The following is a 25,935-nucleotide window of genomic DNA, read 5'->3' on the forward strand; positions in this document are numbered from 1 at the left end:
TATTTCAATACGGCTAAAACCGGTTTAGATTCCGGCATATTCTATTTATTAAGCTTGAAGTAGGAAATTTTCAACTTCAAAACCAATTTTTAGACGTACATTTGCGCCCCTTTTATCCTCCACAAGCCGTGCAAGCCTGTTTTCGTCCGCATTATTTTTCGGACGCCGAGCGGTTTTTGCCCGCTAAAAATTAAGACAAAACCGGATGACAACCCTTTCCTGCGGAATCGATTTTGGTACCTCCAATTCAAGTATTGCCATTGACAATGCGGGCGAAATCAGCCTTGTTCCGGTCGAAAACGGCCAGGTAACCATTCCGAGTGCCATCTTTTTCCAGCGCGACGATAACAAAGCTTTTTACGGCAGAAATGCGGTCAATCTGTTTTTCGACCGGAAGCAGGGGCGGTTTATGCGCAGTCTGAAACGGGTGCTGGGTACGCCCCTGATGAAACACGGAACCGTCGTAAACGGCACAACCATGAATTTTTCGACCATCATTTCTTCCTTTTTGCGAACGCTAAAGGCCAAAGCCGATGCTGAAGCAGGTCAGGAAATTGAGCACGTGGTGATGGGCCGACCGGTTCATTTCATCGATCAATCGCCGGAAGCCGATGCCCAGGCGCAGGCCGAATTGCTGGAAATTGCCCGGCGAATTGGCTTCAAACACATTGAATTTCAGTTTGAACCGATTGCCGCAGCTTTCGCCCACGAAGCAAAATTAACCGGGGAGAAACTGGCGATTGTGGCCGATCTGGGCGGAGGAACCTCCGATTTTACGGTCATCCGTCTCTCGAATCAGGCGGCCCGCAAAAACGACCGGTCGTCGGATATTCTGGCCAATACCGGGGTGCGCGTGGGTGGTAACGATTTCGATAAAGACCTGAGTCTGGCGGCCATCATGCCCGAACTCGGTTACCGCAGCCACTACGGCGAGAAAAACCTGGAAGTTCCCTTAAAACCGTTCCACGATCTGGCGGAATGGAGCAGAGTTAACTTTCTGTATACGCCCAAACTCATCATGCAGACGCGGCAGTTGCTGTTCCAGTCGCACGACAAAAAGCGGTATAAACGGCTGTTAAGCGTATTGGAAAACGAAACCGGGCACACGGTTCTGGCGGCTACCGAAGGAGCGAAAATTGCCCTCACCAACGTTGACACCTACGAAACCCCGTTCGATTTTGTGGAACCGGATTTTTTCATTCCGATCAAACGAACCTTGTTTGAAGAATCGATTCGCGGAGAAGTCGACAAAATCATTGCCTCGGCCACCGAGTGTTTGCAGAATGCGGGCGTGCGAAAACAGGACATCGACCTCGTGATTCTCACCGGCGGTTCGACCGAAGTGCCACTGGTTCAGGCCGAATTCAAACGCCTTTTCCCGAACGCGGCCATCGCCGATGAAAACAAACTCTCCAGCGTCGGGCTGGGGCTGGCGTACGATAGCCAGAACAAATTTGGCAAAACCGCCGAGCGAAAAATCGAAACGGTTTAATTGCGGTCGAAATCATACCGGAGATCTACTCTACCCAATCGGGTCACTCAGCCCACGGTTAAAACCGTGGGCTATTTTTTTCCGCTGACCTCACTGCTTCGGCCAAATCCTCCTGCAATTCTACCGTCACAAAATCGCTCTTCTGTCTGACAAAACCAACCTCTTCCCGTGTATCCCGGTCCACGAAATAGTCAATTGATGGCCCGAATTGTGCACTTCAGCCTGCTTGCTCTGGAGTCGGACCGGTTTTGGAATCTACTTTACGGATTCAACCTTTTTTTTCACCAAACAACAAAAGCATGAAAAAAGAAAATCGGCTTTTCCGAAGCAGAATCTGGCATTCACTCCAATGGCTCCTTGCCGGGTGGTTGCTCATTTCAACGGCGGAAGCACAGTCCATCAGCAAACAGATTATTGTCGATCAGTTTGGCTGGCGACCGTCGGCGAAGAAAATCGTCGTGTTTGCCAATCCCGTCAACGGCCAGAACAACGGTTTGGCCTACACGCCGGGCAGTCAGTTCCAGATTCGCCGGTCGTCCGATAATGGAACGGTTTTTACGGGCAACGTAACGATCTGGAACAACGGCAACCTCCACACCGATTCGGGCGACAAAGCCTGGCACGGCGACTTTTCGAGCCTGACAACACCCGGCGCGTATTACGTTTTCGATCCGGCGAACAACCTGCGTTCGTACGAATTTGAGGTGCGCGACGACATCTACGCAAATGCGCTGAAGGCATCGACCCGGACGTTTTATTACCAGCGCTCCGGCACCTCCATTCCGGCCCAGTACGGTGGCAACTGGACGCACGGCCCGGCCCACATGCAGGACGCCAACGCGCTGTTGTACAGTTCATCGGCGCAAACCGGGACCCCGCGGAATGTCACCGGTGGCTGGTACGATGCCGGCGATTACAACAAGTACATTCCGTTTCTGAACCACACGATGTGGAATCTGATGGTGGGCTATGAACTCCGGCCTTCGGCTTTTCCCGACAACACCAACATTCCGGAGTCTGGTAATGGCGTACCGGATTTGCTGGATGAGCTGAAGTGGGAACTGGACTGGATGCTGCGAATGCAGGCCGAAAACGGTGGTGTTCACAACCGCGTATCGGTGACGAGCTACGAGAACGGTTCCGACGATCCGGCGACGGATACGCAAGCCCGGTATTACACGCCCATAACCACCTGGTCGACAGCTACTTTTGCGGCAATCATGGCGCATGCAGCCCGGCTGTACGGTAATTACGCGGGGCAATATCCCGGTTATGTCAACACCTTACGGACGGCGTCGGAAAAAGCCTGGGCGTATCTGGAAGCGACGCCCGGGATGCAGCCCGCGTCTGGTAAAGACGGAGCTTCGATGGCGGCTGCCGATGCGGGTTCGGATTCGAACGACGACAAACGTCGGCGGGTTGCGGCCGCGGCTGAACTGTTTGCCACCACCGGAACGGCCAAATACAAGTCGTATTTCGAAGCCAATTACAACGATATCGGCGGCACGAGCGAGAACGGTTTTCACCCCTTTGCCAACGATTACCTGGATGCGTCGCTGGGTTGGGAGTTAAGCCGGGCGTATTACGTCTATGCCAAAACCGCCGGGGCCAACCCGACCCTTGTTTCGGCGATCAAAAGCAAATTCCAGAACACCATGGACTGGTTTATCGAATCGTATTACAACCAGAAAAGCGATCCGTACCTGGGTATGATGTGGAGCGGTCATTACACCTGGGGTTCGAATCTGCAAAAAGCGCTCTGGGCCATGCTGCCGATTCTGTCGGTCGAACTGGGCGTCAATCCCACCAAATCCACTGTCTATAAGGAAATTGCGGAAGAGTATCTGCATTATTTTCACGGTCGAAATCCACTTTCCTGGACGTATTTGAGCAACATGGGCAGCCGCGGAGCGAATGCCGGGGCCGAGAACAGCGTCGATGAGTTTTACCACAGCTGGTTCCGCGATGGGTCGGCGCGGTACGACGGCGCGGGTTCGCAATTTGGTCCGCCACCCGGTTTTGTAGTCGGCGGTCCAAATCAGTATTACACCGGTTCGGCCAGTCCGCCGAAAAACCAGCCCCCGATGAAAGCCTACCGCAACTGGAACACGAGCTACCCCGAACCGTCGTGGGAAATCACGGAACCGGCCATTTATAACCAGGCCGGTTACACGTTTCTGGTCGCTTATTTCACCAGCCCGGGCGGAACCACCGAACCACCGGTGATTTCGGCCACGAGCAACAGCCCGGTTTGCAGCGGCCAAACCGTCAATCTGCTGGTAACCAATGCCCCAGCGGGTGCATCATTTCGATGGAGTGGTCCGAGCGGTTTTTCATCGACCGCGGCCAATCCGACGATTCCGAACGCTACGACCCTGGCTTCCGGAACGTATTCGCTCACGGTAACGCCCTCCGGCGGAACGGCGCAAACCGTTAGTACAATCGTAACGGTCAATCCCGTTCCCACGGCAACGGCTTCGAGCAACACGCCGGTGACGGCCGGGCAGTCGCTCAACCTGACGGCGGCTAACGCCGGAAACGGTGCTGCGTACGATTGGAAAGGTCCCAATGCCTTCACCAGCAATCTGCAAAACCCAAGCATATCGAACGCAACTACCTCCGCATCAGGCACCTATACGCTGACCGTGGGCCTGAATGGTTGTTCGGCGACGGCAACGACGGTTGTCTCGGTAACGGGAACGAATCCGGTTCCTGATCCCTCTTCACTGATCATTTACGAAGATGCACTCCAAACCGGCTGGGTCGACTGGTCGTGGAACATGACCCGGAATTACAACGCCACCTCACCGGTTTACAGCGGTTCGAAATCACTTTCCGTTCAGAATACCGTCGGTTGGGGCGCATTATACCTGCACGCAGAAACCCCGGTTTCATTGAGTACGTATCCTAAATTAACGTTTTGGGTACATGGCGGACCAAATGCGGGGCAACGGATGCAGGTAGTGATCAACAGCAGCGGAGGCTTCGAATTTACCCCTCAGGCCAACCAATGGACGCTGGTCACCGTGCCGTTCTCGGCCTTCGGAAATCCGGCGACCTTGCGGGATATTTTTATTCAGGATGTAACAAATCGCTCGCAGCCAGCAGCTTACATCGATCAGTTGCAACTGGTTTCGGCGGGAGGAACCACTCCCCCGCCAACGCCCACCGTCAGCGCATCGAGCAACAGTCCGATTTGTGCGAACCAGCCGCTGAACCTTTCGGCCACGGTTTCGAACATGGGCACCGGCGCGACGTATAACTGGAAGGGGCCGAACGGTTTCACGGCTTCGGTTCAGAATCCGACCCTGACCAATGCGGTTTCGGGAACGTATCAGCTAACGGTTTTAAGTAACGGAAACTCGTATACGGCAAACACGGCGGTGACGGTTAAACCGCTGCCAACCGCAATGGCGACGAGCAACAGCCCGGTTTCGGCGGGTCAATCGGTCAATCTGACGGCGGCCAATGCCGGAACCGGCTCTACGTATTCCTGGAGTGGACCAGATGGTTTTGCGGCTTCAGCGCAAAATCCGACGATCGCCAACGCAACTCCTGCGGCTTCGGGGGTGTACTCCCTGACGGTCAATCTGAACAGCTGCACCAGCACAGCAACTACCAGCGTCACCGTTACCGGCGGAACCACCGAGCCCGCACCGGGCGGTTTGCTGATTTATGACGACGCTCTGAAAACCGGCTGGCGCGACTGGTCGTGGAGCGTTACGCGCAATTACAACAACGGAACTCCGGTGAAAGCGGGCAGCAAGTCACTGGCGTTGCAGTATACGGCGGGCTGGGGCGGTTTGTACCTGCACCCCGACACGCCGGTCAATCTGGCTTCGTATTCTCAGCTTCAGTTCTGGGTACACGGCGGCCCCGCTGGTGGGCAGCAGTTCAAGGTGACGTTCAATGCGAGTTCGCAGGGGTATACGGTTCGGCCAACGGCGAATGCCTGGACACTGATTTCCATTCCGTTAGCGAGTCTGGGAAGCCCGGCAACGCTAAATGATTTGTATTTTCAGGACACGGGCGGAGCGATCAATTCGGCGTTTTATGTAGACAATCTTCAGCTTTCGGCGCTAAGCCCGGCGCGTTTGGCAACCGCAGAGCCCGACGGCCAACCGGTCGTTCGGGTCTATCCGAACCCCGTCGGACGGCAGCAGGGCGTTGTTACGCTGTCATTCAGTGGCTTTCAGGCAAACGAAACCGTTGAGGTACGACTGGCGGATCCGCACGGCCGGATCATTCGACAGCGTTCGTTGATCCTTACACCGGCTGAACATGCCTTTCCAATCGGCCAGTTGGTGCCGGGAACTTACCTGCTTTCCGTTCAGGGGCCAACGACGCGAGCAACGAAGAAGATTGTGGTGGATTAATTCATCAAACATTCATCATTTATACCCTGAGAAGGCCCGTTTATGTGGTTAATTGGGCGTTTGATTCGATCCGTTCTGACAATCAGGCCCTTCTCTGGTTCATTTAAAAGGCTGATGCTAGGGTTATCAGCGTTACCGACCTCTTTATACAGCCCGATCACTTTGTAGTCGGGCTGTTTTTTAATACAACAAAAACGACTCAATCACCTGCGCCCATTCTCCGCAATCCAGTCGGGCATTAACCGTTTTCAGAAAAACCGGGCGGGGTTCGTCAAAGAGAACTTCGGCGTTGAACACACCCAATAACCGGTCCAGATGCTGGTTTCCCGAAGGATTAACCAGCGTTGGATACGGGCTCCAGCCAAATGCATCCGGCTGATGATCTTTCACCAGTTTGATGAAAATCAGAGCCGCCAAAACCGGCCTGAACCGGGCCGCATCGGTTACGTGAAACTGAATGCCCCGGCACAACTGGCTGGCATATTTACCGATGTACGGAATAAATACCAACTCACGCGCCACAACGCCAGGTAGTTGCTCGTGATTGAAACGGGTTACCAACGTTGCCGCATCCAGCCAGGGCGCACCGGTTACCTGAAAGGGTAAAGCCGTTCCGCGACCTTCGCTCAGGTTCGTGGCTTCGAGCAACCCCAAACCCGGATACAGCAAAGCCGCTTGCAGGCTAACCATCGCGGGCGAAGTTGGCACGAACGACGGCTGCCAGTCGTGCTGAAACCACGATCGATTCCAGCCTGCTGCTTTGACAACGGTCAATGCCAGAGTGGGTAACCGCTGGTGCTGCCAGAACGTCGCCAGTTCGCCCATCGTGCAGGAATGCCGTACTGGAATGGCCCAGCGGCCAATGAACGACGAACACCGGTTTTCGTCCAGCATCGGCCCTTCTGCCAGCCGCAAGTCCCCGGACAATGGATTCGGCCGATCCAGCAAAATGAGCGGTTTCCGGTATTCCGCACAGGACTCCATAACGTGCGTGAGTGTCCACAAATAAGTGTAAAACCGGCAGCCAATGTCCGACAAATCAACCACGACAGCATCGACATCCGCCAGATCGTCGGCACTGGGGCGGAGTTTATCGCCGTATAAACTGACAACGGGCAGGCCCGTTAGGGAATCGAATCCGTTTGGCATAAATTGCCCGTCGGCGCCAATCGTTTCCAGACCGTGTTCGGGTGAAAAAAGTTTTGTTATTGAAAAACCGGCGGTTTTCAAGGCCTGCCGTGAAGGAACAAACGACGACGTGGTAGTCGCGTGATTCGTCACCAACGCCAGCTTTTTTCCTTGATAATGAGCAGATTGATCCAGAAAACAATCAATTCCCAAACGGACGTCCATGTAGTTTTCGAGTAAAATAAAACCTTGGAAAATAAAAATCCAATAAATGACGGGGCGCATCGCTTACTTTGACCGTTTTCTCATCCGGGCCCGGTCAACGGCAAACTCCAATGCCACATCCCGCTTCTGAAGCAGTTCGTTGATGGTTGGGTTAACCGGGTAATCCGGGATAACCCCCCGATCGTCGGGCGTCACTTTCTTCACGGCATTCGCATACCGGATTTTGGGAATGGAGATGCGAATGGCGGTATTCGGTAAGGTTATCCGAAACATTTCGCCGGAATTATTGCCCGCGTATCCCCCACCGGTTTCTTCCCCGATAAACGTTCCCCGGTGATTACTTTTGGCAATGGCGCAAAAGTCGGCGGTTGTGGAAAAACTGAGTCCATCGATCAGGAAGTAAACCGCTCCCTTGTAATTGTTTTCGCTCGGATTCTGCATTTCTAACCCGGGATGATCGGTTTTATTCAAAAAGGTCTGCGTTGTGGATTGTAACGAAGCAAAATAAGCGAACGGTTTAGTGGTCAAATACGAATACAACAGCGAACCGTTCACATCATCTCCCCCGCCATTGCCCCGTAAATCAATCAGCAAACGGCTTACGTTTTTTGCCTGAAGCTCTTTGAATGCGGTTTTCAGAAACGTCTCAAAATCGTCACGGGAGGCTTTCAACCGGTCATTACTGAAGGTTTTTATCGTTAGTAAAGCCACGTTGTCAGCCGTGTAAGTCAACTGAAGTAGTTTTTCGGATCCCGAGTTGTATTGAAAACAAGACGTATTTTTCAAGCTGTCGGCCGACAAAGAAGTGGTTTGAATAGCACCGGTTGGGGTTTTGTAGGTCACCCTAAAAGCGGTTTTGTCGCCGTAGATAAACCGGTAGAGAAAGGGAAAACCATCCCGGTTCATGATCCAATACTTCCTGGATTGAATTCGACCATCCGACGGCAGGTAGCGAAACAGGGTTTGCCGGATTTCATCAATGGGTCGACCGTCGATCGCGGTTACTTCGGATTTGGCGGGAATACCGGTGCGACTGGTGCAGAGCGAAAATGCCTTCCGACCCGAAAACCAGAGCTGCAGGGGAAACATTTTGGCGGATGTACCGTACCAGTCCATGAGTTCGGCAGGAAGACTGCAATTGGTATGCCCGCAGCCAATGGCGCTGATCACGAACCGAATGGTGTTGGAAAATTCGGTGGAAGTCATGGAATGACTCAGGGTGGCATGGCAACTGTCGAGGAGTCGATCCATTTCTTTTTTCGATCGGTAGCGGTATAAACCAGCGTGTTGCTGCCGGAGGTTTTCGCAGAAAAGGGTAAAATCCTGCCGAACCTGATCCACCGAAAACCGCTTGAGCGGATCCGAACTGGCCTGGGTTTGCACCACCGGTTTTGCCGTTTCGATTCGGGTATAACACGTATCGGTTTTGTTCAACACGATGAGAAAATCATAGTTTTGCCCCGGAACTACGTCGAACGACAGGGAATCGATGTCCGTATAAAACGTGATCCGCCGGGGTCGCACCGGCTCCAGGACGTAGTAAATGTCGGGCCTGATTTCGGGCGACAAGTTCCAGACACCTTTCCGCACGATGCCCCCGTCACGGACGTCCACCGATCGGGCGGTTGCCCGAACGACCGGTAGTTGTTTCTGAGCCCAAGCCAATGGCGTACGAACTACCAGGAGTACCCAACAGGCAATGCGCAGCCAGGCCCAGGTTGCGGGCCGTTTAGTTCGTTTCATGACCGTTATTCGATTGGGTGTTTTAGTTTCGGGATTGTTTCAGATAAAAGAAATACCCCAGGAAGCTGGCGGCCAGACAGAAAGCCATTATCGCCAGGGAATGAATGCCGACGGGAAGGGTCAAATAAACGAGCGTCAGGCCGGTTCCGATGCCGGTCCAGATTGCGAACCATTTGATCGTCGTCCGCGACTCTTGCCCGGTTTGCGCCGGAACCTCGGAAAGACCGAGTTCCAGCGCTTTGCGTTTCAATTGGTAAGCAAATAGACGTTTGATAATTTCCAGTATAAAGAGCAGTCCGAACCCTCCGGCAACGAGCGCGACGCCCACTGCCACGAGATCCCGGTCGATGTACGGAGTGGTATTTTGGGCTTGTACGACGAAAGGAGCGGCCATTCCGGCCAGCACACTGAGTAACTTTTTCATTTTGATTGAATCATGCTTGTTACCTGATTAGACCCGCAGCCGTTTTGTTTGTTGCAGTTCCGTCAACGAAAAGTGAGCGTTTTCAGTTTTTGCTGGAAATCCGCGTATAGCGTCGCCAGCAGAAAAAAGAAAACCCCGCCCGCGGTCAGGACGAAAAAATAGATAAACATCGGCGACAAGGCCGAAACCAGCTTCACCAGATCGGGTCTGATCAGGTAATAAACCAGTCCCACCCACAAACCGGCCATTGCCACCAGCACGTAACTGAGTACGTTTTCGAAAACTCCGACGTATTTGGGTAGAGAGAGTTGACTCATGACGACCGCCGTGAGGTTAAACTCAAAAACCGGTTTTTCCAGCCCTTCTATGCGTTCCCGAAGGAGGACGTACAGTTTTGCCCTGCGCTGGCATTCCGGGCAATGGGCGATATGATCGATCAGACGCTGGTCACAATCGGTTTTGTGTAAAACAAACTGTTGAATGCCCTCATCGGCAGGATGGTCGTTTTTCATAACGTTCGCGGGTTATACGTTCGCAGAATCTGATCCCGAAGGATTTTCCGCGCCCTGAATAAATAGCTTTTCACGGTACCTTCCGGAAGTTGTACAATTTGCGCGATTTCGCGGTAGCTTACGTCTTCCTGGTGGTACAAGGTCAGTAAGGTCTTATACAAAGGCGCGAGTTTGTCGATTTCGGTCGCCACCAGTTGCGAAAATTCCCGGTCTAGCATTTGATTTTCGATTTCGTTTTCAAACGGATTCACGGGCACACCCAGCCGATCCAGGGATTCGTGATCGGGTTCGGTAGCCGGGTAATCTACCAAAACCAGCTTCTTCTTCTCCAGACACGTCAGACAGGTGTGGTAAGCAATCTGGCCGATCCAGGTCGAGAGTTTCGCCTGAAAACGAAATCCGTTCAGGTGTTGAAAAGCCTTCAGGTAAACGTCCTGGGCGATGTCCTTGCGGTCTTCCCGGTTGGCGATCATTTTGAAGATGATTTGGGCCACAAGGCCCTCGGTTTTCTTAATAATCAACGCGAAGGCCTTCGTGTCACCCCGTAACACCTGCTCAACCAGCGCCTGGTCGATCCGTCTCGTATCTTCGTTTTGATCCACTATCGGAATAAGACCGGTCAAAATCAGGAAAGTTGCAACGTAACGAAAATCACCGGTCTGAAAATAGGAAGTTGGTGGCTTCTCCGCACCCCGAAAGTGCCGCAATCGTGAAGACATTCTGACGCGATGACATCGGTACAAATCTAAAATAGCGTCAACCACTCATTTTTTGGTCTGGATTTCGTTGAGGTAGTATACCTTTCCATCAAACCGGAACTATGTGGTGGCTTTTCGCTCTGTTATCCGCTTTTTTTGCCGCCTTAACGGCCATCTTTGCCAAAATAGGGAGCAAAGGCTTGGGCGCCGTGTCGCAGGTGGCTCTGGTCGATATACTCAGTATTGCCCTGACCGTTCTCTTTCCGGGTGAACCCCTAACGCTAAAAACCGTCGTGGGAACCCCATTAATCGTCGGCGGAACACTGGTTCTGTAACCCGCCATAAGGCCGTCAGAATTTCTTCAAAATCAAAGAATACCTTCGAGGCAAACCGGTATTCACCGGCAGTTCACCCAATCTGATACGGAATGAAGCAACAACTCATTTTTTGGTTTTTCATTGGTTCGCTCAGTTTCAACAGGCCAATTCAGGCCCAGATCGCCCCCGTCGATACGTCTGTCACGGTCAATCGATCAGCTTTCAACCCGGTTAGTGTCGAAAACAACCGACCGGTTTTCCGCCCGACGACTTTCATTGTTCCGGCCACCTTACTGACGGCCGGCTTGTTGGTTCAGGGACCCATAAGTCGGCAGGTGCGGAGCGAAGTGCTCCGGCAATTCCCCCATTTCCGGTCGTCCGTCGATGACTACCTGCAACTAACGCCCACGGTGGTGGTGCTGGGTTTGGGCGCTGCGGGGGTCAAAGGGAAACACGGATTTGGCGATCAGCTTGCGCTGGCCGTTCTGGCAAATGGCCTGGCGCAGGGCCTGACCTTCACGCTTAAATATACCGTGGCCTATCCCCGGCCCGACGGCAATGGCCACGACTCGTTTCCGTCGGGTCATACCGCTTCCGCGTTTACGGGAGCCACCCTGCTGGCCAAGGAATACGGCGGACGCAGCCCCTGGTACGCCATCGCCGGTTATGCAACCGCGACCACCGTGGGTGGATTTCGGATCATCAAAAACCGGCATTGGCTGGCCGACGTCCTTTTCGGGGCCGGTATCGGAATTGCTTCCACCGAAGCCGTTTACCTGGCGTATCCCTGGCTGAAACACCTGGTGATTCGTCGGAAACAAACCGCCATTATGCCCATTTATCAGGGGAACTGGGGCGGTTTTTGTCTGACCTCCGTTTTTTAGATCATGGCGTTTCCCTTCTTTTTTAGTTGGGTATGCCAAGATGGCGCGGGCAGGATCGTTAGAAAACGATCCATAGTGGCCAGGAATGACTTTTCAGCGTGTTTTTAAAAACCTTCCAAAATCCGGAAGGGCAACGTTGCCGCGTGCTGGTGATAATAGCTCAATAAATGCGTTTGAAGAATGCGGTCCGACTGCATGGCCCGGAAAACATCCCTTCTCACCTGCTCCAACAAGTGCACCTTGCCGGTCATGAACGGTTTGCGTTTTTGGGTCGACTCATCGACGGCCTTCAAAAACTGGTTCATGTAGCGGGTGTCTTCCGGGTTTTTACTGAACATCTTGTCAAAAATGGCTTCAAAACAGAAGGCTTCCAGTAACGTATAATCGTTGGGCCAATTCGCTTCCTTCATGCCGTTCAGGCCAATGCAAACGTGCCAGCTGACCGTGGTATCGGGCCGCACCTGATCGCACAGGAAAAAGCGGGAAGCCACCAGCATCAGTTCGTCCGTCCGGTAGGTGATTGGCCTGCCCCTGGCGGGTGTAATCAACGGTTTCAGGAGTTGATTGAGGTACATCAGGAATGATTTGCTGGCTTCCAGCCGGTGGGTATAAACCGCATTCATACGAACTGTATCGGGATACCAATCCGCCAGATCGTTGAACTGCGTTTTATTCTGTAAAATATATTCAAACCGGCGATGATAGCGCTGCATCAATACAGCGGTGGAGTCCTGAGCCGGTTGACGCAACTCGGGATAAACAGACGCATATTGTTTTCCCGCGTAATTCACAACCCGGCTGGCAATCTTCACATAAGCTTTTACTGATTTAAGTGGCCGGTAAGATCGTTGCGCCTGCGATGGAGAAGCAATCAAGAAAAGACCGCTTAGTAAGCTGATAAACAAATGGGTTTTCATTTTATCCGATGGTCCAGGTTTCAAAGTGATGAACGAAGCAACTGGTCAACAGCCGATTAATCCAGCAATCTTGACGAACCGGGGAGATACGTTGACGAGATCTGATCCGTAGACTAGTAAACCCTGGACCATCGACGGGTTATTTTATTGGTACGGGCAGAAGATCGGTTCGTCAACCAAGGAGTGGGATTCGTCATTCTTCGGTGGTGAAATGCCCTCGCGTGTTTATCTTCACCGGGTGAAGGCGTTGAAACAATTTTGGGAAAGGAGCTTAACCGATCTTCCGTATCGGGTAGCCCTGCATGTGGGCTTCTGGCTGGTTTTATTTTCGGTCGGAATGCGGGAGAATGTAGTGGTCCGCATCACCTGGCAACAGCATTATGCGGTCACGCTGGTCGGTATGGGCCTGGCTTTATTCCTTTTTTATCCCCTGGTTTACGGAATCGTCCCCCTGCTGAAGACGCGAAACTGGCTGGCGGCTCTCGCGTCGCTGATCGCTTATTACCTCCTGGCGGTTCTGTGGCGCACCTACCACATTCAATTGATTCTGAATTGGTACAATTTAAAAAAGGCCGGGGTGGTTGGGCAGGATTTCTGGCAAATGGTCATTCAGAACCAGTTTCAGCCGATGGTTCTGGTGCAGACATTTTTCAGCAGCCTGACCAGCCTGGCCCAAATTATCCTCATTCCGATCCTGCTTAAATTCATTCGGGACGCCTACCGTTCGCAGCTTCAGCAAGCCTGGCTGGCCCAGCAAAATACCGAGTTGCAGCTCAGCACGCTGAAGGCGCAGCTCAATCCCCATTTCTTTTTTAATACCCTCAACAATCTTCAATCGTTTATTATCCAGAATGAAAAAGACCGCTCCGTGGATCTGCTCACCCGGTTGGCCGATTTTATGCGCACTTCGTTGTATGATTGTACCCGGGAATACATCAGTATGCAGATGGAACTGGAGCTATTGACCAATTACGTTACCATTGAGCGAGTCCGATTTGATGAGCAGGCCGCCATCAGCTTTCAATTCCGCAATGCCGATCCGGATTATCCCATCCCCCCGCATGTCTTTCTGCCATTTATCGAGAATACGTTTAAACACGGCGGTTCCTTGCCCACTGCCCGGATTCACATTGCCATTGAGCTGTTCAATGATCCGGAAAAGCTGGTTTTAACCACCCAAAATACCTGCCGTCCGGATGCGGGAACACCGGGAGGAATTGGCCTTCCGAATGTGCGAAAGCGTTTGGCGCATTATTTTCCGGGTCGCTATACGCTGCATATTGAGCAAACCGGGGATATGTATCGCGTGGAACTCCACATCCAAAAGGCATGAATTACCTGATTGTCGACGACGAACCGCAAGCGCGCAAACTTCTGCAGGTTTACATGCACAGTCTGCCCCACTTTCAGTTGGTGAAACTGTGCGAAAATGCCCTGGAGGCTTACGAAGCACTGCACCTGAATCGGGTCGATCTGCTGTTTCTGGACATTAAAATGCCGCTGGTATCGGGCATCGATTTTTTGCGTTCACTGAAAGAACCGCCCCTGGTTATTTTGACCACCGCTTATCCCAAATATGCGCTGGAAGGATTTGAGCTGGAAGTGGTGGATTACCTGCTCAAACCCATTGCCTTACCCCGACTAGTACAGGCCCTTGAAAAGGCGCAGCGCCGAAAACAACAGACGGAGTCAACCGCCCGGCCATCCCCAAACCGTACTCATCTTTTCCTGAAGGCAGACCATAAACTGGTGAAAGTGGACCTGGCTGACATCAGGCTGATTGAAGGGATGCAAAACTACGTAAAGGTACACCTGACCGATAAAATCCTCCTCGCGGCTTATACGATGAAAATGCTGGAAGAGCTGCTGCCCGCCAGCGAGTTTTTGCGGGTACACCGCTCCTTTATCGTACCGATTGCGGCTATTACCGCTGTTCATGGCAACCTGATCGAAACCGCTTATCGGGATGTCCCGATTGGGATGAGTTACCGAGAAACCATTCGGAAACTGACCGGAAACGAATGATCCGGTCAGTCCCCTTTCAGACAAACGCCTTATCCAATTCGTTTCATTAGATTTTCACGGTAAAAATCCCCGATGGGGATGTGTTTTCCGCCTATTTCAACCCGGTTTTGATCAATACTGTCTATTTTATGGATAGCGACAATGAACGAGCGATGAATGCGGACAAAGTGACCGGGCGGCAGCTTTTCCTCCAACCGGCTCAGGGTGAGTTGCGTAACCCATTTCTTTTCCTGCGTGTGAATCAGGACGTAGTCTTTGCGGCTTTCCGCAAACAGAATATCCGCCAGATCGATCCGAACGGTTCGGGATTCGCTTCGGATAAAAATACTTTCCAACGCAGCCACCTTGGGGGCGGGCGGTAAAGGCACTTCTTTCGCCGGAATGGCCATGCGCTGCTGTACTTTATGAATCGCGGTGAGAAACCGCTCGAAGGGAATGGGTTTCAGTAAATAATCAATGGCGTTGACGGCAAATCCTTCGAGCGCAAACTCCTGATAGGCAGTAGTCAAAATGACAAACGGCGGGTCTTTCAGGGTGCGCAGAAACTGAAGACCGGTTAGTTCCGGCATTTCAATGTCCAGCAACAGCAAATCGACGGGCGTCCGGGAAAGCACCTGCAATGCCTGCATGGGACTGCTGCACAGTTGAACCAGCCGAAGAAAAGGGATCTTTTCGATGTAGTTTTCCATCACCTCCAGCGCTAACCTTTCATCATCGACCACCAGACATCTGATCATAACACACCTAACGATTGAGTACCAACGTAGTAAAAAAAGTCTCATCCTTTTCCTCCAGCATCAACTGGTGGCGGTTGGGATACAAAACCTTCAGCCGCCGACGCAGGTTATTCAGCCCGATTCCACCCACTCCCTCCGATTTCCGGCTCCGGATTCGATTGGTCGTGCACATCTGAATAAACCGCTCCGAAATATCTACCCGAATAAAAACCGGTGACTCCCCGTGTTTAAAAATGTTCTCGATGATGGGCACAAACAGCAAAGGCTCCAATTGGACGGGCTCTACCGGTCCATTGACGGCGAACTGAATGGAAAAGTGAGTGGGAAGCCGTAGTTTTTGCAGATCCAGATACCGACGGATGATCTCTATTTCTTTGCTTAAAGCAATCCGTTCCTCATTCGTTTCGTACAGCATATACCGCAGGAGCTGCGACAAGTGCATAATGCCCTGCGCTGTTTCGGGCGCCTGCCGTAGCGAAAGTGCATAGAGCGAATTGAGGCTGTTAAACAGAAAATGCGGATTCAGCTGCGACTTCAGAAACGATAATTCGGTTCGCAGCTGCGTATTTTCCAGGTCTTTCGCTTTTTGCTGATGAACGAACCAATCGCCCGTAAACCGGACCATTGCCGCCAAAACAACACAGAATACCAGTTCGAAAAACCGCAGCACCAGCTGGTTTGTATACGTAAGCGGAAAAGCGGTGATCGACGGACCCAGGTACCAGCTTCGAAGCGCGTGGTACAGTTGAATGGTCGTCATTTCCAGCAGGAATATGCATCCCAGATTGAAAAGTAAAAACCGGGCAATCTTCATCCGACCCAGAAACCGGGGGATGAAATAACCGTAGTTTACGTAAAAAATGATGACCTGGCCCACCAGGTGAACACTGGGATGAGCCAGCAAAACCGGGGTTCCGTTCGCAGTGGCCATATACACAATCAAGGACAGGTAAAGTGTCCAGGCCGTTCCGTGCAACCACACGGACCCGTGCGATGGCAGAAAAGGAAGTGTCCACGTTGGAGTCGGTTTCATCGCAACAAGGTACAAAAGAACCATTTCCGAACCGCCGTTTCCCGCAGAAAGGCTCCTGACAGCGCCGGAAGCCCCTTTTTTGCCGACGAAAATTTCGGCCCCGCTCCGCTGCGGTTTTAACGGGCAGCGACGCCTTTCCGTCGACATTATTTTTTGGTCCCGTTGCAGGGAAGTTGCTTTGGGAAACGAAAAACTATGGTTCCTTTTAGCATCGAAACGCATCACCTCAGCCATGCCTTCCACAATCGCCCGGTTTTGCACGATCTCAATTTACAGGTTCCGACCGGCAGCATTTTCGGATTTTTAGGGCCAAATGGTTCGGGGAAAACCACCACCATCCGGTTATTGCTGGGCTTAATTCGAAGCCCCTCAACGGCCATCCGGTTAATGGGCAAGGATAGCCGGACGCACCGACTGGAAATTTTAAGCCGCATTGGCGCCCTCATCGAATCGCCCGCCCTGTATAACCACCTGTCGGGCCGCGATAATCTGGAAGTGATCCGGCTGGCCCGGCAGGTCGACCAAAAGCAGATCGATCGGGTGCTGGGCATGGTGCAGCTAACCGGTGATGCACAGCAAAAAGTCCGTGCGTATTCATTGGGGATGCGGCAGCGCCTGGGCATTGCGATGGCGCTGCTGGGTGATCCCCACCTGTTGATTCTAGACGAGCCGACCAACGGCTTGGACCCCGCCGGAATTCGGGAGATTCGGGAATTACTGATTGAACTGAGTCAGCGTCACGGAAAAACCGTCTTTGTGTCGAGTCATTTATTGGGAGAAATGGAAAAGATGGCCACGCACCTGGCGATTCTCAACGAAGGCCATCTGCTATTTCAGGGAACGATGGCCCAGCTACAACACCTCCAGTTGCCCGTACTTTCCCTCGAAACGGATCATAACGCGACCGCACGCGCTCTGCTGCAACGCGCCGGTTACCAGCTCCTGGACGGCGGGACCGAACAACTGACTGTCTCCGTGAAGGACAGACCCCAAATCGGTGCCATCAACCGCCTGCTGCTGGATCAGGGCGTGTCGATTTACAAGTTGCACATGCATCAGCCAACGCTGGAAGACCTGTTTTTCACGTTAACAAGTCACCCGAAAACCCTCGAAAACCGATGAAACAACTTGATTACTTTACGCGCAGTTTCGCGCAGGAACGGCTAAAAGCCAAAGGAACGCAGGTGGTCTGGCTGGCGATTCTGGCACCGGTTTTTGTGGTCGTCGTGGCTTTTATGGCCAGTTATCTGGATGGCAATCGACTTTACCAGCACAACGTGAATCCCTGGCTTGCGTATTCCACGCACATTCTGATCGGGTGGACGCTATTCGTATTTCCCATTTACACCAGCCTGCAATCGGCATTGGTTCATGCCATCGAACACCAGTCCCAGACCTGGAAAACCGTGTATAGCCTTCCAATGCCCAAATGGAGTGTATATGTGTCCAAACTGGTCGTATTGACCGGGCTTATTCTCCTGAGTCATTTGCTGGTGTTTGGGTTGGCCGAAGGCGGTGGCTGGCTGCTGGGAATGCTGAAACCACAGTATGGTTTTCAATTATTTTCACTCCACCGGGTACTGGCGGAAGGCTGTTTCGCCAGTCTGCTGAGCGGTTTGGGTATGATCGCGGTTCAGTTCTACCTTGGAATGCGATTCAGTAGTTTTATTCTGCCGGCGGGCTTTGGGCTGATGGTGACCCTGACGGGGGCAATTTCGCGGTCGCTGCCCATCAGCCGCGCTTCGCCGTATTTGTGGCCGGTTTTGGTCTTTAACAGTTCCATTCAGACTGACGACTGGCAGTATACCTACGTTTGGATTGGGATGCTGACCTTTTTGCTGGCCGGAATCGGCGGTTTTCTGGCCATAGCGCGGAGAGACGTAGCCTGAAATCATCCTGAACAGTAGCCCTTTGGGTGCCTTTCTGCTCATTTTATTCGATCCGTTGCCGAAAACCGACGACTCTGTCCTTGTTTTCACGGTTTATGAAGGAAAGCGAAAGCTTTTTTCGGCCATTCCCTACGAATTTTCAGGCCCGATCAATTTTCGGCCAAAGCAGGTAAAACTTGATCTGATCGAATCGATTGAGGAAATGCCTTATATTGTCCGAAACAACCTGAGCAACAAATTCAAAACGTGAGGGCGATCAGGGCGGGTGCACGGCATACGACCGATCAGATCAGATCGCTCGCCGTCTGGTTTTGATCCGAACGTTTTTTCTGCCACGCACCAGTCGCTCAATCCGCTGGCGATGAGCAGTTAAAATAGGAAATCCGTATATTTCAGGAACGAATTTTTCAAAAACCGCCTTGCAAAAGGCGTTAGAGTGCGTTCAATGTCTGAATCCGATGACGGAAATTTTTGATAACATCCGGAAACTGTACCGGTTTTATGTTCCCGAAAACGAACTGGCCGACTACATCGAGTTTTTTTCCGAATCGTCGGCGGAAGAAACCTTTCGCACGGTTGCCACCAACCGGTTTTCCATTCGGATGTTTCCCAGTTGGACGCCCACGTTTTACATCAATCTGGGCGAACCGTATCAACTGACCGTGGGATCGGCCCGGCACCCGATTCAAAAGAGTGCTGACGTGTTGATTCTGAGAAATACCGTCGTAGAACGGCACAACCTGCCCACGGATCACATTTTCACGGTCAAGTTTTACCCCGGCGGTCTGGAGGCTATTCTGGGCATCAATCAGGTTCAACTGGCCGACCAGGTCGTGAAGCTGGAAACCGTTCTTCCGGCGACATTCCTGCAACGCATTCGCCAACTACCTGATTTTGAGGAACGTGTTGCACTATTCCAGCAGTATTTTCTGAGCCAGTACACCGGTCGGAAAAAGTCTGACCATTACCGGCACCTGGTGGAATGTACGATTGGCACGTTCGACGCCAGCGGCATGGCCTTGAATACCGGCCAGTTGGCGGAACGCCTGTTTTCGACATCCAAAACCCTCAATCGCTACTTTCACCGGGTTGTGGGAACTGCTCCCAAAAACTACTTTACGACCTTACGCGCCCGAACCGCTTTACACCAGTACGTTGCGCATAAAAACCGGTTTTCACCCTACGACTTTGGCTATTACGACATGAGCCATTTTTACAAGGATGTCGTAAAATTCACCGGCCGAAAATTAATCGAGAACGTCGGATGAAATTGTCCGTTTTTTACTAAAATCCCGATCCAAAACCGCCTTGTTTTGTCGAAAAGTAATTCAAAAACTGATGAACAAACTTTCGATGTTAATCACGCAGGCAGTTTTTCTCCTGTCCCCTCTCTACGCCTACGCCCAGCCGGGAGTGGTGCGTTCCCTTGAACCCTGTTCCTGCCCCGTTTCGATCGACAGCAGTTTTCGCACCCGTTGCGCGTACCTGATTGTGCCCGAAAACCGGTCGAAAAAGAATGGAAAAACCATCAAATTGCCCTTCGTGCTGGTGGAGAGCAAAAATCCGAACAAAAAGAAAGATCCACTGCTGTTCACCGGCGGGGGACCGGGCGCCAGCTCGTTAGGCTGGGCCAGAGGAGCTGCGCGATCGCCCCTCATCAACGACCGCGATTGCATTGCCTTTGAACAACGGGGAACCCGCTACGCCCAACCCCATCTGTCGAGCCCCGAGCTGGATGACGCCATTAAAGAATCATACCGAAAAAACCGGAACAAAGACAGCATGATGGTGGTCGGTGTCAAACGCTACAAAAAGGCACTCGAGGCCCGCGGAATCGATCTTTCGGGCTACAATACCGACGAAACCGTATCGGATATTCACGATCTGCTGGCTACATTGAAAGTGGATTCGGTCAATCTGTTGGGGATTTCCTACAGCGGAGGGCTCATGCTGGCGGTTTTGAAGAAAGATCCGTCCCGCATCCGGTCACTCATTCTGGATTCGCCCCTGCCGACCTTTGTCCCGATTGATGAAGATGAACCGGCCAATTTCAATGAGTCGCTCAACATCCTGTTCGAACGCGTCGCCCGGGACTCGACCGACAAAGCGGTTTACGGGAATTTGAAAGAACGGTTTCAGCAGTATTTTACATCCATCGGCACGAAACCGTTCTCTATTCCGTATCTGGAAAAGGGCACGAAGGACACGGTCCGAATTGAATACACTCGCAGTGATTTAGTGGGAATCCTGGTAAATACGTATTATAAACGCCTGCCTCTGGTCATAACTGATCTGATCAAAGGCAATCATTACCCGTATATCAAGCGGCTGCTTGATCGCACGTTCGAGTACGGCAACGGTCCGTCGGGGATGCGCCTGTCGGTGTATTGTGCGGATCAGACGGCGTATCACAGCGAAAAAATTAGCCAGCAACTCTACGATGCGTTTCCGTATCTGAAGGGGTATCACATCAATGATGTGTACAAAGAATTGTGTGATTGCTGGAAAGTCCCGCCCGTCAAACCGGAAACCAAACAACCTTTTTACTCGAACAAACCGGCCTTACTAGCTGATGGCGAACTGGATAACGCCTGCCGGCCGCTCTACATCGACAGGATTCATCACTACATGCCCAACAGCCAGCGGTTGCTGTTCCGGAATGAAGCACATGGCGTCGGTGGCGAAGACATGACGCGGTTTATGCAGCAGTTTCTGGAAAATCCGTACCGGAAACTTGAATCGAGCAAGAAAGAGATTGTAGCGTATTAAAAACCGCTTTTATTAATGGACACAGCTGCAAAAATTGAAACTAGTTTGAATTCTTGCAGTTATGTCCATTAACAAAAGCTCCTGTTTAGTTTCCTAACTCCAAAAATACTGGGGAGAGTGACGACTAATTGCTTTTTCTCATCATCGAGTTGCAATCACCACACTATTCTTTAAACACCCCGGCTTCGAACGGTCTTTTGGTTGTTTGATTGAACATTAGATGAAGGCGCGTTTTCACCACTTCAATCCCGATCAGTAATGGGTTAATCCTTCACAAACTTGAGAACTTGTTGAGGTTGATTTTCGGGCTGAACTTTAAGAAAATATAAACCTGCTGGTAGGGATTGAACATCGACCTTCTGATCGGTTCCCTGCGATTGAACCGGCAACTGAAACGCTTTACCTGAAATATCCGAAATATTGACCGTTTGTAGGCTTGTCAGAGTTAGCCCTTTCAGGAAAAGTTGATCTTTTACCGGGTTGGGGTATAGTATTACTTTTTCTGCATCTACTCTTTCTTTTACTTTAACCGTTGTTACTGCGGGTTGCCGGGATGACGTTTTAGATGGTGATTGTACCGGCGAGAGGGTTTGCGTATATACCCATGGTTCGTAACTCCAATTTGTTCCGAGAGTCAAACGGTATGTTATTTGTAAATTGTTTTTGAGGGCCGATTCGATCGTTTGAAAGTCTTCTTTTACATTAGGAATCGATTGATAGTCTTGGTCTGTTTTATATAAAACTTCATCAGTGTATTTATTATCCCAGGCCTCTTCCAATACGGATCGTTGAAAAACTAAATCTTCATAAATCGTAAAGGCATTTATATAATATTTATTGGGTACTATAGAAGATACTTTTTCTAGCTGCAATGGAGTACTTACTGATTTTAGATAAGTTGATACATCCGGATTGGCTTCCTTCCACAGATTTACTTTTTTTGGTTGTGGTTTCATATCATCAAAAACCTGTTTTAAAGTGACGGATGGCTGAACTCCCTTCCAGTCAAAAAATACTTCTTTTTGAATGGATTGTGAGTTAACTTTAAGATAGTTGGCCAGGTAGGGGTGATAGGTAAATCTCACTTTTTCCAAATCCAATTCACCGCCGACCTGCAGATTACTCGAATAAAAGGATTGCCTGGTAAAAAACAATTTCAAATATTCCTGAATATCTCCCTTAGGGTCATATGGAACATTAACATCGTCATCTCCAATCACGTCTTTCCGCTTCACTTCCACCGGGGCCTTCAGATCCTTGTAGGGAAAAGGGCTCATCTTTGCCCCTTCCGTCAGACCAAAACTTTTCCAGGTTAAATTGTCGAGTGGATCCGTTATTTTTCGGGAACTCGTCGACGATCCCACAAAATGCGAATAAGAGGTAGAAAAACCGGCATTTGAATCAATCTGCTTTACAAACCCTTCCGGATAATTCAATTGTTCAAATGATTCCAGGTCAGCATTCAGTTGCTGATTCAGTAGTGTGCAGTGATTGATTAGACGCCCTCTCCCATTGGATTCGAAGTCTCTAAAATGCTGTAGGTTTTGAAAATACAAGTTACTTAGTTCATCAGAAATCGTTTTCAGCAGGCCTTTTGTTAAGCTAATTTCCAGGCTGTAATACTTCTTGGTTAAAAAACTATTGGAGAATTGGGGGAGATAATAATAATACTCCAGCGACCCATCGTACAAATACTTATTCTTGGTTTTATACGACGGGAAATCGGCCAGGACCGAATTCATCTCATTGAGAACGGTTCTAACCTTTTGCCGAATAGCCGATAACTCCTCCGGGGCCTGCATTTGATAAAAGGGAGTGTCCCGTACAACTGGTTGAGGTTGTAATATTCGCCCCAACGTTCGACCAATGACAAATTTCTGGATATTCAACTTGGAGAGGATAAATTGAAAAGCCACCGGAACATACTGCGTGAGCAAATCCTTCACATAAAATGTTCCAATGACCTTATCTGTTTCGACGTCATCGAACGAACCCCCAACATGTTCCAGCGTTTTCATTAATTGGGCTATTTTCTCCGGATCATAAACGGTATCCCCCCGGCCGATGTCATCCAGAGTCGTTTGCTGCAGCATTTTCTGTAGATCTAATGTTTTTAAATCATATTCATCGAACAATTGATGAATCTTTTTCAGGGGTTTTCGATTCGCTACTGCATCCGAAAGATTATCCAGTATCTCTAAAGCCTCTTTCGATTTGTTGGCAATCGCATCGACGGATTCCTGTTCATTCTGAGAAGATAAAGGTCGTACTACATTAGGCGCCAAATTCTTGATAGTTGTCTTCATAGAATTCAACACATTTTTTGCCACCTTAATGGCTGCATCCGCCCGCGATATGACAATCTTCGTCGTTTCGCTAGAACTTCCCTTGTTTTCTTCTTCATCCTCTGATTTAAAGCAATGTTTTCGGATGAGACTTTTGATATTGGAAAGTTTATAAAAGGCGAGTTCAGTCTCATCGTCAGGCAACCCTAAATCACCACCGACGCCGACGTGAATTCCAATGGCTGATCCATCGTTATTGGAGGTGCTGTAAGGAATTACAAGCGGTGATCCTGAAGCCCCAGTTGTCATTTTTCCCTTGACCCTTTTAAAGTTAAACATGGTGCTGAAAGTATTAGGTACATTACGCGGGGAGGGGTCCTTGAATTGATTTTTATAATCCGACGCGGTGATGTAGGAAAACAACGTGGGCCAGTAAAGCGAGTGATGAAGGACGAATCCCGTTTTATAGGGGTCGTCCTTCAACCGACTGACCGGAAATTCATCTTTAAATTCATATCCCAGTTGCACCAAATCAATGCCAGGGGGCAAATCATCTTTGTCCAATTTGAGCAGAGCAAAATCGGTCCAGTCGTCATGCTTATTACCGGCCACGCGAGCTTTGACAACTGTTACATTATTGCTATAGAATTGCATCCTCGGATCTTGCCGATCGGCCCACGCTACTGAATAATTTCCGTATCCCCCAAGTCGGGACGCAGCATCCGTGAAGAAGATAGGCTGATATGCGAAATCTAGACCATATACTTCATTGCTTCGATCTACGTCTATCCCGTCAAATAAGTTATGCCCCGCCGTCAATAGGCAATAATATTCTTTGTCCGGATCGGTTTTGATAAAATAGGCCGTTCCAGCATAATAACCCACACTACCATCGTATCGGACACCTTGTCTTCTAAGCATAACCAGCGATTTGCTGACGACATCGTGCATATTTTTAAAAGTCCCGTTTCGTAAGTAAGGCGTATAATCGATAGGCAAAGCGTCTTGATTTATGGTATATTGCTGCCCGTTGCTCCGAACAGAGATCATCATGCAAAATAACAGCAGGATAGGCAAGAGGCTATTTGTTGGAATAGCGCCGATGGTAGAAATTGTTTTCATAGTAAAGAAGTTAGAATCATTACCTTAGACGGACAATACCCGACAAAGTAACTCAGGTCAGTATGAAGCTTGCCCGTGTACTTCTCTCACTAGGATATCATCACAGTGATCTTTACCAATTTTGCATTTCATAATCTTTCAAAGGTGGATCTTCCAATGGACGAAGGGCCTAATGACATAAACTAATTTTCATCAAAGGGGAGATTTTAAGGAACAATTCATTGGGGAAGGTTTGTATAGAGTATTTCTTGTGTGTGTAGCCTTAGTAGTCCCTCCTGATTCATTTGAAGTAGTTTATGAAAAACCGTCCATGTTTAAATTCTGAAGCCGTTGAGGGAACAAGGAAAGTAAGGGCTTTTTCAATTATTCAGATTGAGCGAAGTCAAAAATTTGGCAGAAATTCCATACATTGGCCGCGCTTAGAATCCTTTCTTCTTACTCCATATTCTAACCTTGCCAATCATGCGAAAATCAGTTTTCATTCTATTAATGGCCTTATTAGTTCGGGTTACGCCTTCCGTTTTAGCGCAAACCGGCGATTTGAAAGCGGTCTGGGAAACCGACACAACGATCCGGACGCCCGAAAGCGTTTTGTTCGATCCGGGCCAGAAAATATTGTACGTTGCCTGCATCAACGGCGGCCCGTCACTGGATAACAAAGGCAGCTTCATTGCGAAAGTGGGCCTGGATGGAAAAGTGATCAAATTGAAATTTGCCGAAAATCTCAATTCGACCAAAGGCATGGGGATTTTGGGTGACAAACTCTATGTTACCGAAATGAATCAGGTTGCGGAAATTGCGCTGTCTTCGGGTAAAATCCTCAACCGGTATCCGATCGCCGGGGCAAAATTCCTGAATGACATCGCCGTGGATGCCAAAAAGAAAATTGTCTACATCACGGATTCGGGCAACGGTCAGGTGTGGGCGTTAACGAACGGAAAAACCAGTGAGGTACTGTCCGGCGCTCCGCTCAAAGGCACCAACGGATTGCTGTTCGAAAACGATCAGGTGCTGATCGGCAACGGCGACGGCACCTTGTATACGATGAATCCGGCCACCAAGCAACTCGGCACCATTGCCAAGGTTACCGGCGGTATCGATGGCATTGTGGCCCTCGGCAAAAAGGAATACATCGTGACGGAATGGAGCGGAAAAATCTGGCACGTCAAGGCCGACGGCAGCACGGACCTGAAACTGGACACGACCAAAGAGAAAATCAACTCGGCGGATGTTGGGTACAATCCAGCCACCAAAACGCTGTACGTCCCGACGTTTTTCCACAATACGGTGAAAGCCTATTCGCTCAAATAAACCGCATTCCGGTCGAGTAAAACCGCTGTTATTTTTCGGGCAAAGGAA

Annotated in this window: 21 protein-coding genes; 12 read left to right on the top strand and 9 right to left on the bottom strand. The window is 50.5% G+C overall.

Annotated elements, in window-relative coordinates; all coding sequences use genetic code 11:
• The first annotated feature begins 205 nt into the window (after positions 1-205).
• Together EHT25_RS23485 and EHT25_RS23490 are read left to right on the top strand one after the other, a co-directional pair.
• Complete coding sequence (locus EHT25_RS23485; RefSeq protein WP_124877598.1) at positions 206-1,492, top strand: Hsp70 family protein; 1,287 nt, start codon at positions 206-208, stop codon at positions 1,490-1,492.
• Positions 1,493-1,791: 299 nt separating this feature from the next.
• Entirely contained in the window at positions 1,792-5,868 is a 4,077-nt protein-coding gene (locus tag EHT25_RS23490; protein ID WP_124877599.1) for a glycoside hydrolase family 9 protein, read from the top strand.
• A gap of 180 nt (positions 5,869-6,048) precedes the next feature.
• Here the strand turns inward: EHT25_RS23490 and EHT25_RS23495 are convergent, their stop codons facing one another.
• From EHT25_RS23495 to EHT25_RS23515, 5 genes are all read right to left on the bottom strand, one after another.
• On the bottom strand, positions 6,049-7,221 hold the full coding sequence (locus EHT25_RS23495; RefSeq protein WP_124877600.1) for an exo-beta-N-acetylmuramidase NamZ family protein: 1,173 nt from the start codon (positions 7,219-7,221) through the stop codon (positions 6,049-6,051).
• A gap of 63 nt (positions 7,222-7,284) precedes the next feature.
• On the bottom strand, positions 7,285-8,964 hold the full coding sequence (locus tag EHT25_RS23500; RefSeq protein WP_124877601.1) for a S41 family peptidase: 1,680 nt from the start codon (positions 8,962-8,964) through the stop codon (positions 7,285-7,287).
• A 22-nt stretch (positions 8,965-8,986) separates the two neighbouring features.
• Entirely contained in the window at positions 8,987-9,388 is a 402-nt protein-coding gene (locus EHT25_RS23505; protein WP_124877602.1) for a hypothetical protein, read from the bottom strand.
• A gap of 62 nt (positions 9,389-9,450) precedes the next feature.
• Positions 9,451-9,900 carry an anti-sigma factor gene (locus EHT25_RS23510; protein ID WP_124877603.1) on the bottom strand — a complete coding sequence of 150 codons (450 nt, stop codon included), beginning with the start codon at positions 9,898-9,900 and terminating at the stop codon, positions 9,451-9,453.
• A complete protein-coding gene (locus tag EHT25_RS23515; protein WP_124877604.1) occupies positions 9,897-10,619 on the bottom strand; it encodes an RNA polymerase sigma factor in 723 nt (240 codons plus the stop codon). The genes EHT25_RS23510 and EHT25_RS23515 overlap by 4 nt, the downstream gene beginning before the upstream one ends.
• A gap of 101 nt (positions 10,620-10,720) precedes the next feature.
• Between EHT25_RS23515 and EHT25_RS23520 the strand changes: the two genes are divergently transcribed.
• Complete coding sequence (locus tag EHT25_RS23520; RefSeq protein ID WP_124877605.1) at positions 10,721-10,933, top strand: DMT family transporter; 213 nt, start codon at positions 10,721-10,723, stop codon at positions 10,931-10,933.
• 92 nt (positions 10,934-11,025) lie between these two features.
• On the top strand, positions 11,026-11,799 hold the full coding sequence (locus tag EHT25_RS23525; RefSeq protein ID WP_124877606.1) for a phosphatase PAP2 family protein: 774 nt from the start codon (positions 11,026-11,028) through the stop codon (positions 11,797-11,799).
• Between the two features lie 104 nt (positions 11,800-11,903).
• Here the strand turns inward: EHT25_RS23525 and EHT25_RS23530 are convergent, their stop codons facing one another.
• Positions 11,904-12,716, bottom strand: a complete 813-nt coding sequence (locus EHT25_RS23530; RefSeq protein WP_124877607.1) for a hypothetical protein — start codon at positions 12,714-12,716, stop codon at positions 11,904-11,906.
• Between the two features lie 211 nt (positions 12,717-12,927).
• Between EHT25_RS23530 and EHT25_RS23535 the strand changes: the two genes are divergently transcribed.
• Together EHT25_RS23535 and EHT25_RS23540 are read left to right on the top strand one after the other, a co-directional pair.
• A complete protein-coding gene (locus tag EHT25_RS23535; protein WP_124877608.1) occupies positions 12,928-14,049 on the top strand; it encodes a sensor histidine kinase in 1,122 nt (373 codons plus the stop codon).
• On the top strand, positions 14,046-14,741 hold the full coding sequence (locus EHT25_RS23540; protein WP_124877609.1) for a LytR/AlgR family response regulator transcription factor: 696 nt from the start codon (positions 14,046-14,048) through the stop codon (positions 14,739-14,741). The genes EHT25_RS23535 and EHT25_RS23540 overlap by 4 nt, the downstream gene beginning before the upstream one ends.
• A gap of 29 nt (positions 14,742-14,770) precedes the next feature.
• On the opposite strand, the gene EHT25_RS23545 is transcribed toward EHT25_RS23540, so the two are convergent.
• Together EHT25_RS23545 and EHT25_RS23550 are read right to left on the bottom strand one after the other, a co-directional pair.
• Positions 14,771-15,478 (bottom strand): LytR/AlgR family response regulator transcription factor, encoded by a 708-nt coding sequence (locus EHT25_RS23545; RefSeq protein ID WP_229311769.1) that lies wholly within the window; start codon positions 15,476-15,478, stop codon positions 14,771-14,773.
• A 7-nt stretch (positions 15,479-15,485) separates the two neighbouring features.
• Positions 15,486-16,658, bottom strand: a complete 1,173-nt coding sequence (locus tag EHT25_RS23550) for a sensor histidine kinase (protein ID WP_185731464.1) — start codon at positions 16,656-16,658, stop codon at positions 15,486-15,488.
• Positions 16,659-16,706: 48 nt separating this feature from the next.
• On the opposite strand from EHT25_RS23550, the gene EHT25_RS23555 reads away from it, so the two are divergent.
• The 5 genes from EHT25_RS23555 (at position 16,707) to EHT25_RS23575 (ending at position 21,169) form a co-directional block, all read left to right on the top strand.
• Complete coding sequence (locus EHT25_RS23555; protein WP_124877612.1) at positions 16,707-17,633, top strand: ABC transporter ATP-binding protein; 927 nt, start codon at positions 16,707-16,709, stop codon at positions 17,631-17,633.
• Positions 17,630-18,400, top strand: a complete 771-nt coding sequence (locus EHT25_RS23560; protein WP_124877613.1) for an ABC transporter permease — start codon at positions 17,630-17,632, stop codon at positions 18,398-18,400. The genes EHT25_RS23555 and EHT25_RS23560 overlap by 4 nt, the downstream gene beginning before the upstream one ends.
• Before the next feature lie 22 nt (positions 18,401-18,422).
• On the top strand, positions 18,423-18,650 hold the full coding sequence (locus EHT25_RS23565; RefSeq protein ID WP_124877614.1) for a hypothetical protein: 228 nt from the start codon (positions 18,423-18,425) through the stop codon (positions 18,648-18,650).
• A gap of 208 nt (positions 18,651-18,858) precedes the next feature.
• Entirely contained in the window at positions 18,859-19,668 is an 810-nt protein-coding gene (locus tag EHT25_RS23570) for an AraC family transcriptional regulator (RefSeq protein ID WP_124877615.1), read from the top strand.
• A gap of 70 nt (positions 19,669-19,738) precedes the next feature.
• Entirely contained in the window at positions 19,739-21,169 is a 1,431-nt protein-coding gene (locus EHT25_RS23575) for an alpha/beta fold hydrolase (RefSeq protein WP_124877616.1), read from the top strand.
• Positions 21,170-21,432: 263 nt separating this feature from the next.
• On the opposite strand, the gene EHT25_RS23580 is transcribed toward EHT25_RS23575, so the two are convergent.
• Positions 21,433-24,576, bottom strand: coding sequence for a T9SS type A sorting domain-containing protein (locus EHT25_RS23580; protein WP_124877617.1), 3,144 nt, complete (start codon positions 24,574-24,576; stop codon positions 21,433-21,435).
• Positions 24,577-25,038: 462 nt separating this feature from the next.
• On the opposite strand from EHT25_RS23580, the gene EHT25_RS23585 reads away from it, so the two are divergent.
• Positions 25,039-25,887: an NHL repeat-containing protein gene (locus EHT25_RS23585; protein ID WP_124877618.1), complete on the top strand. Its 849-nt coding sequence runs from the start codon at positions 25,039-25,041 to the stop codon at positions 25,885-25,887.
• Positions 25,888-25,935 lie beyond the last annotated feature (48 nt).

The organism is Larkinella rosea, from assembly GCF_003858635.1.
Classification (GTDB): Bacteria; Bacteroidota; Bacteroidia; order Cytophagales; family Spirosomataceae; genus Larkinella; species Larkinella rosea.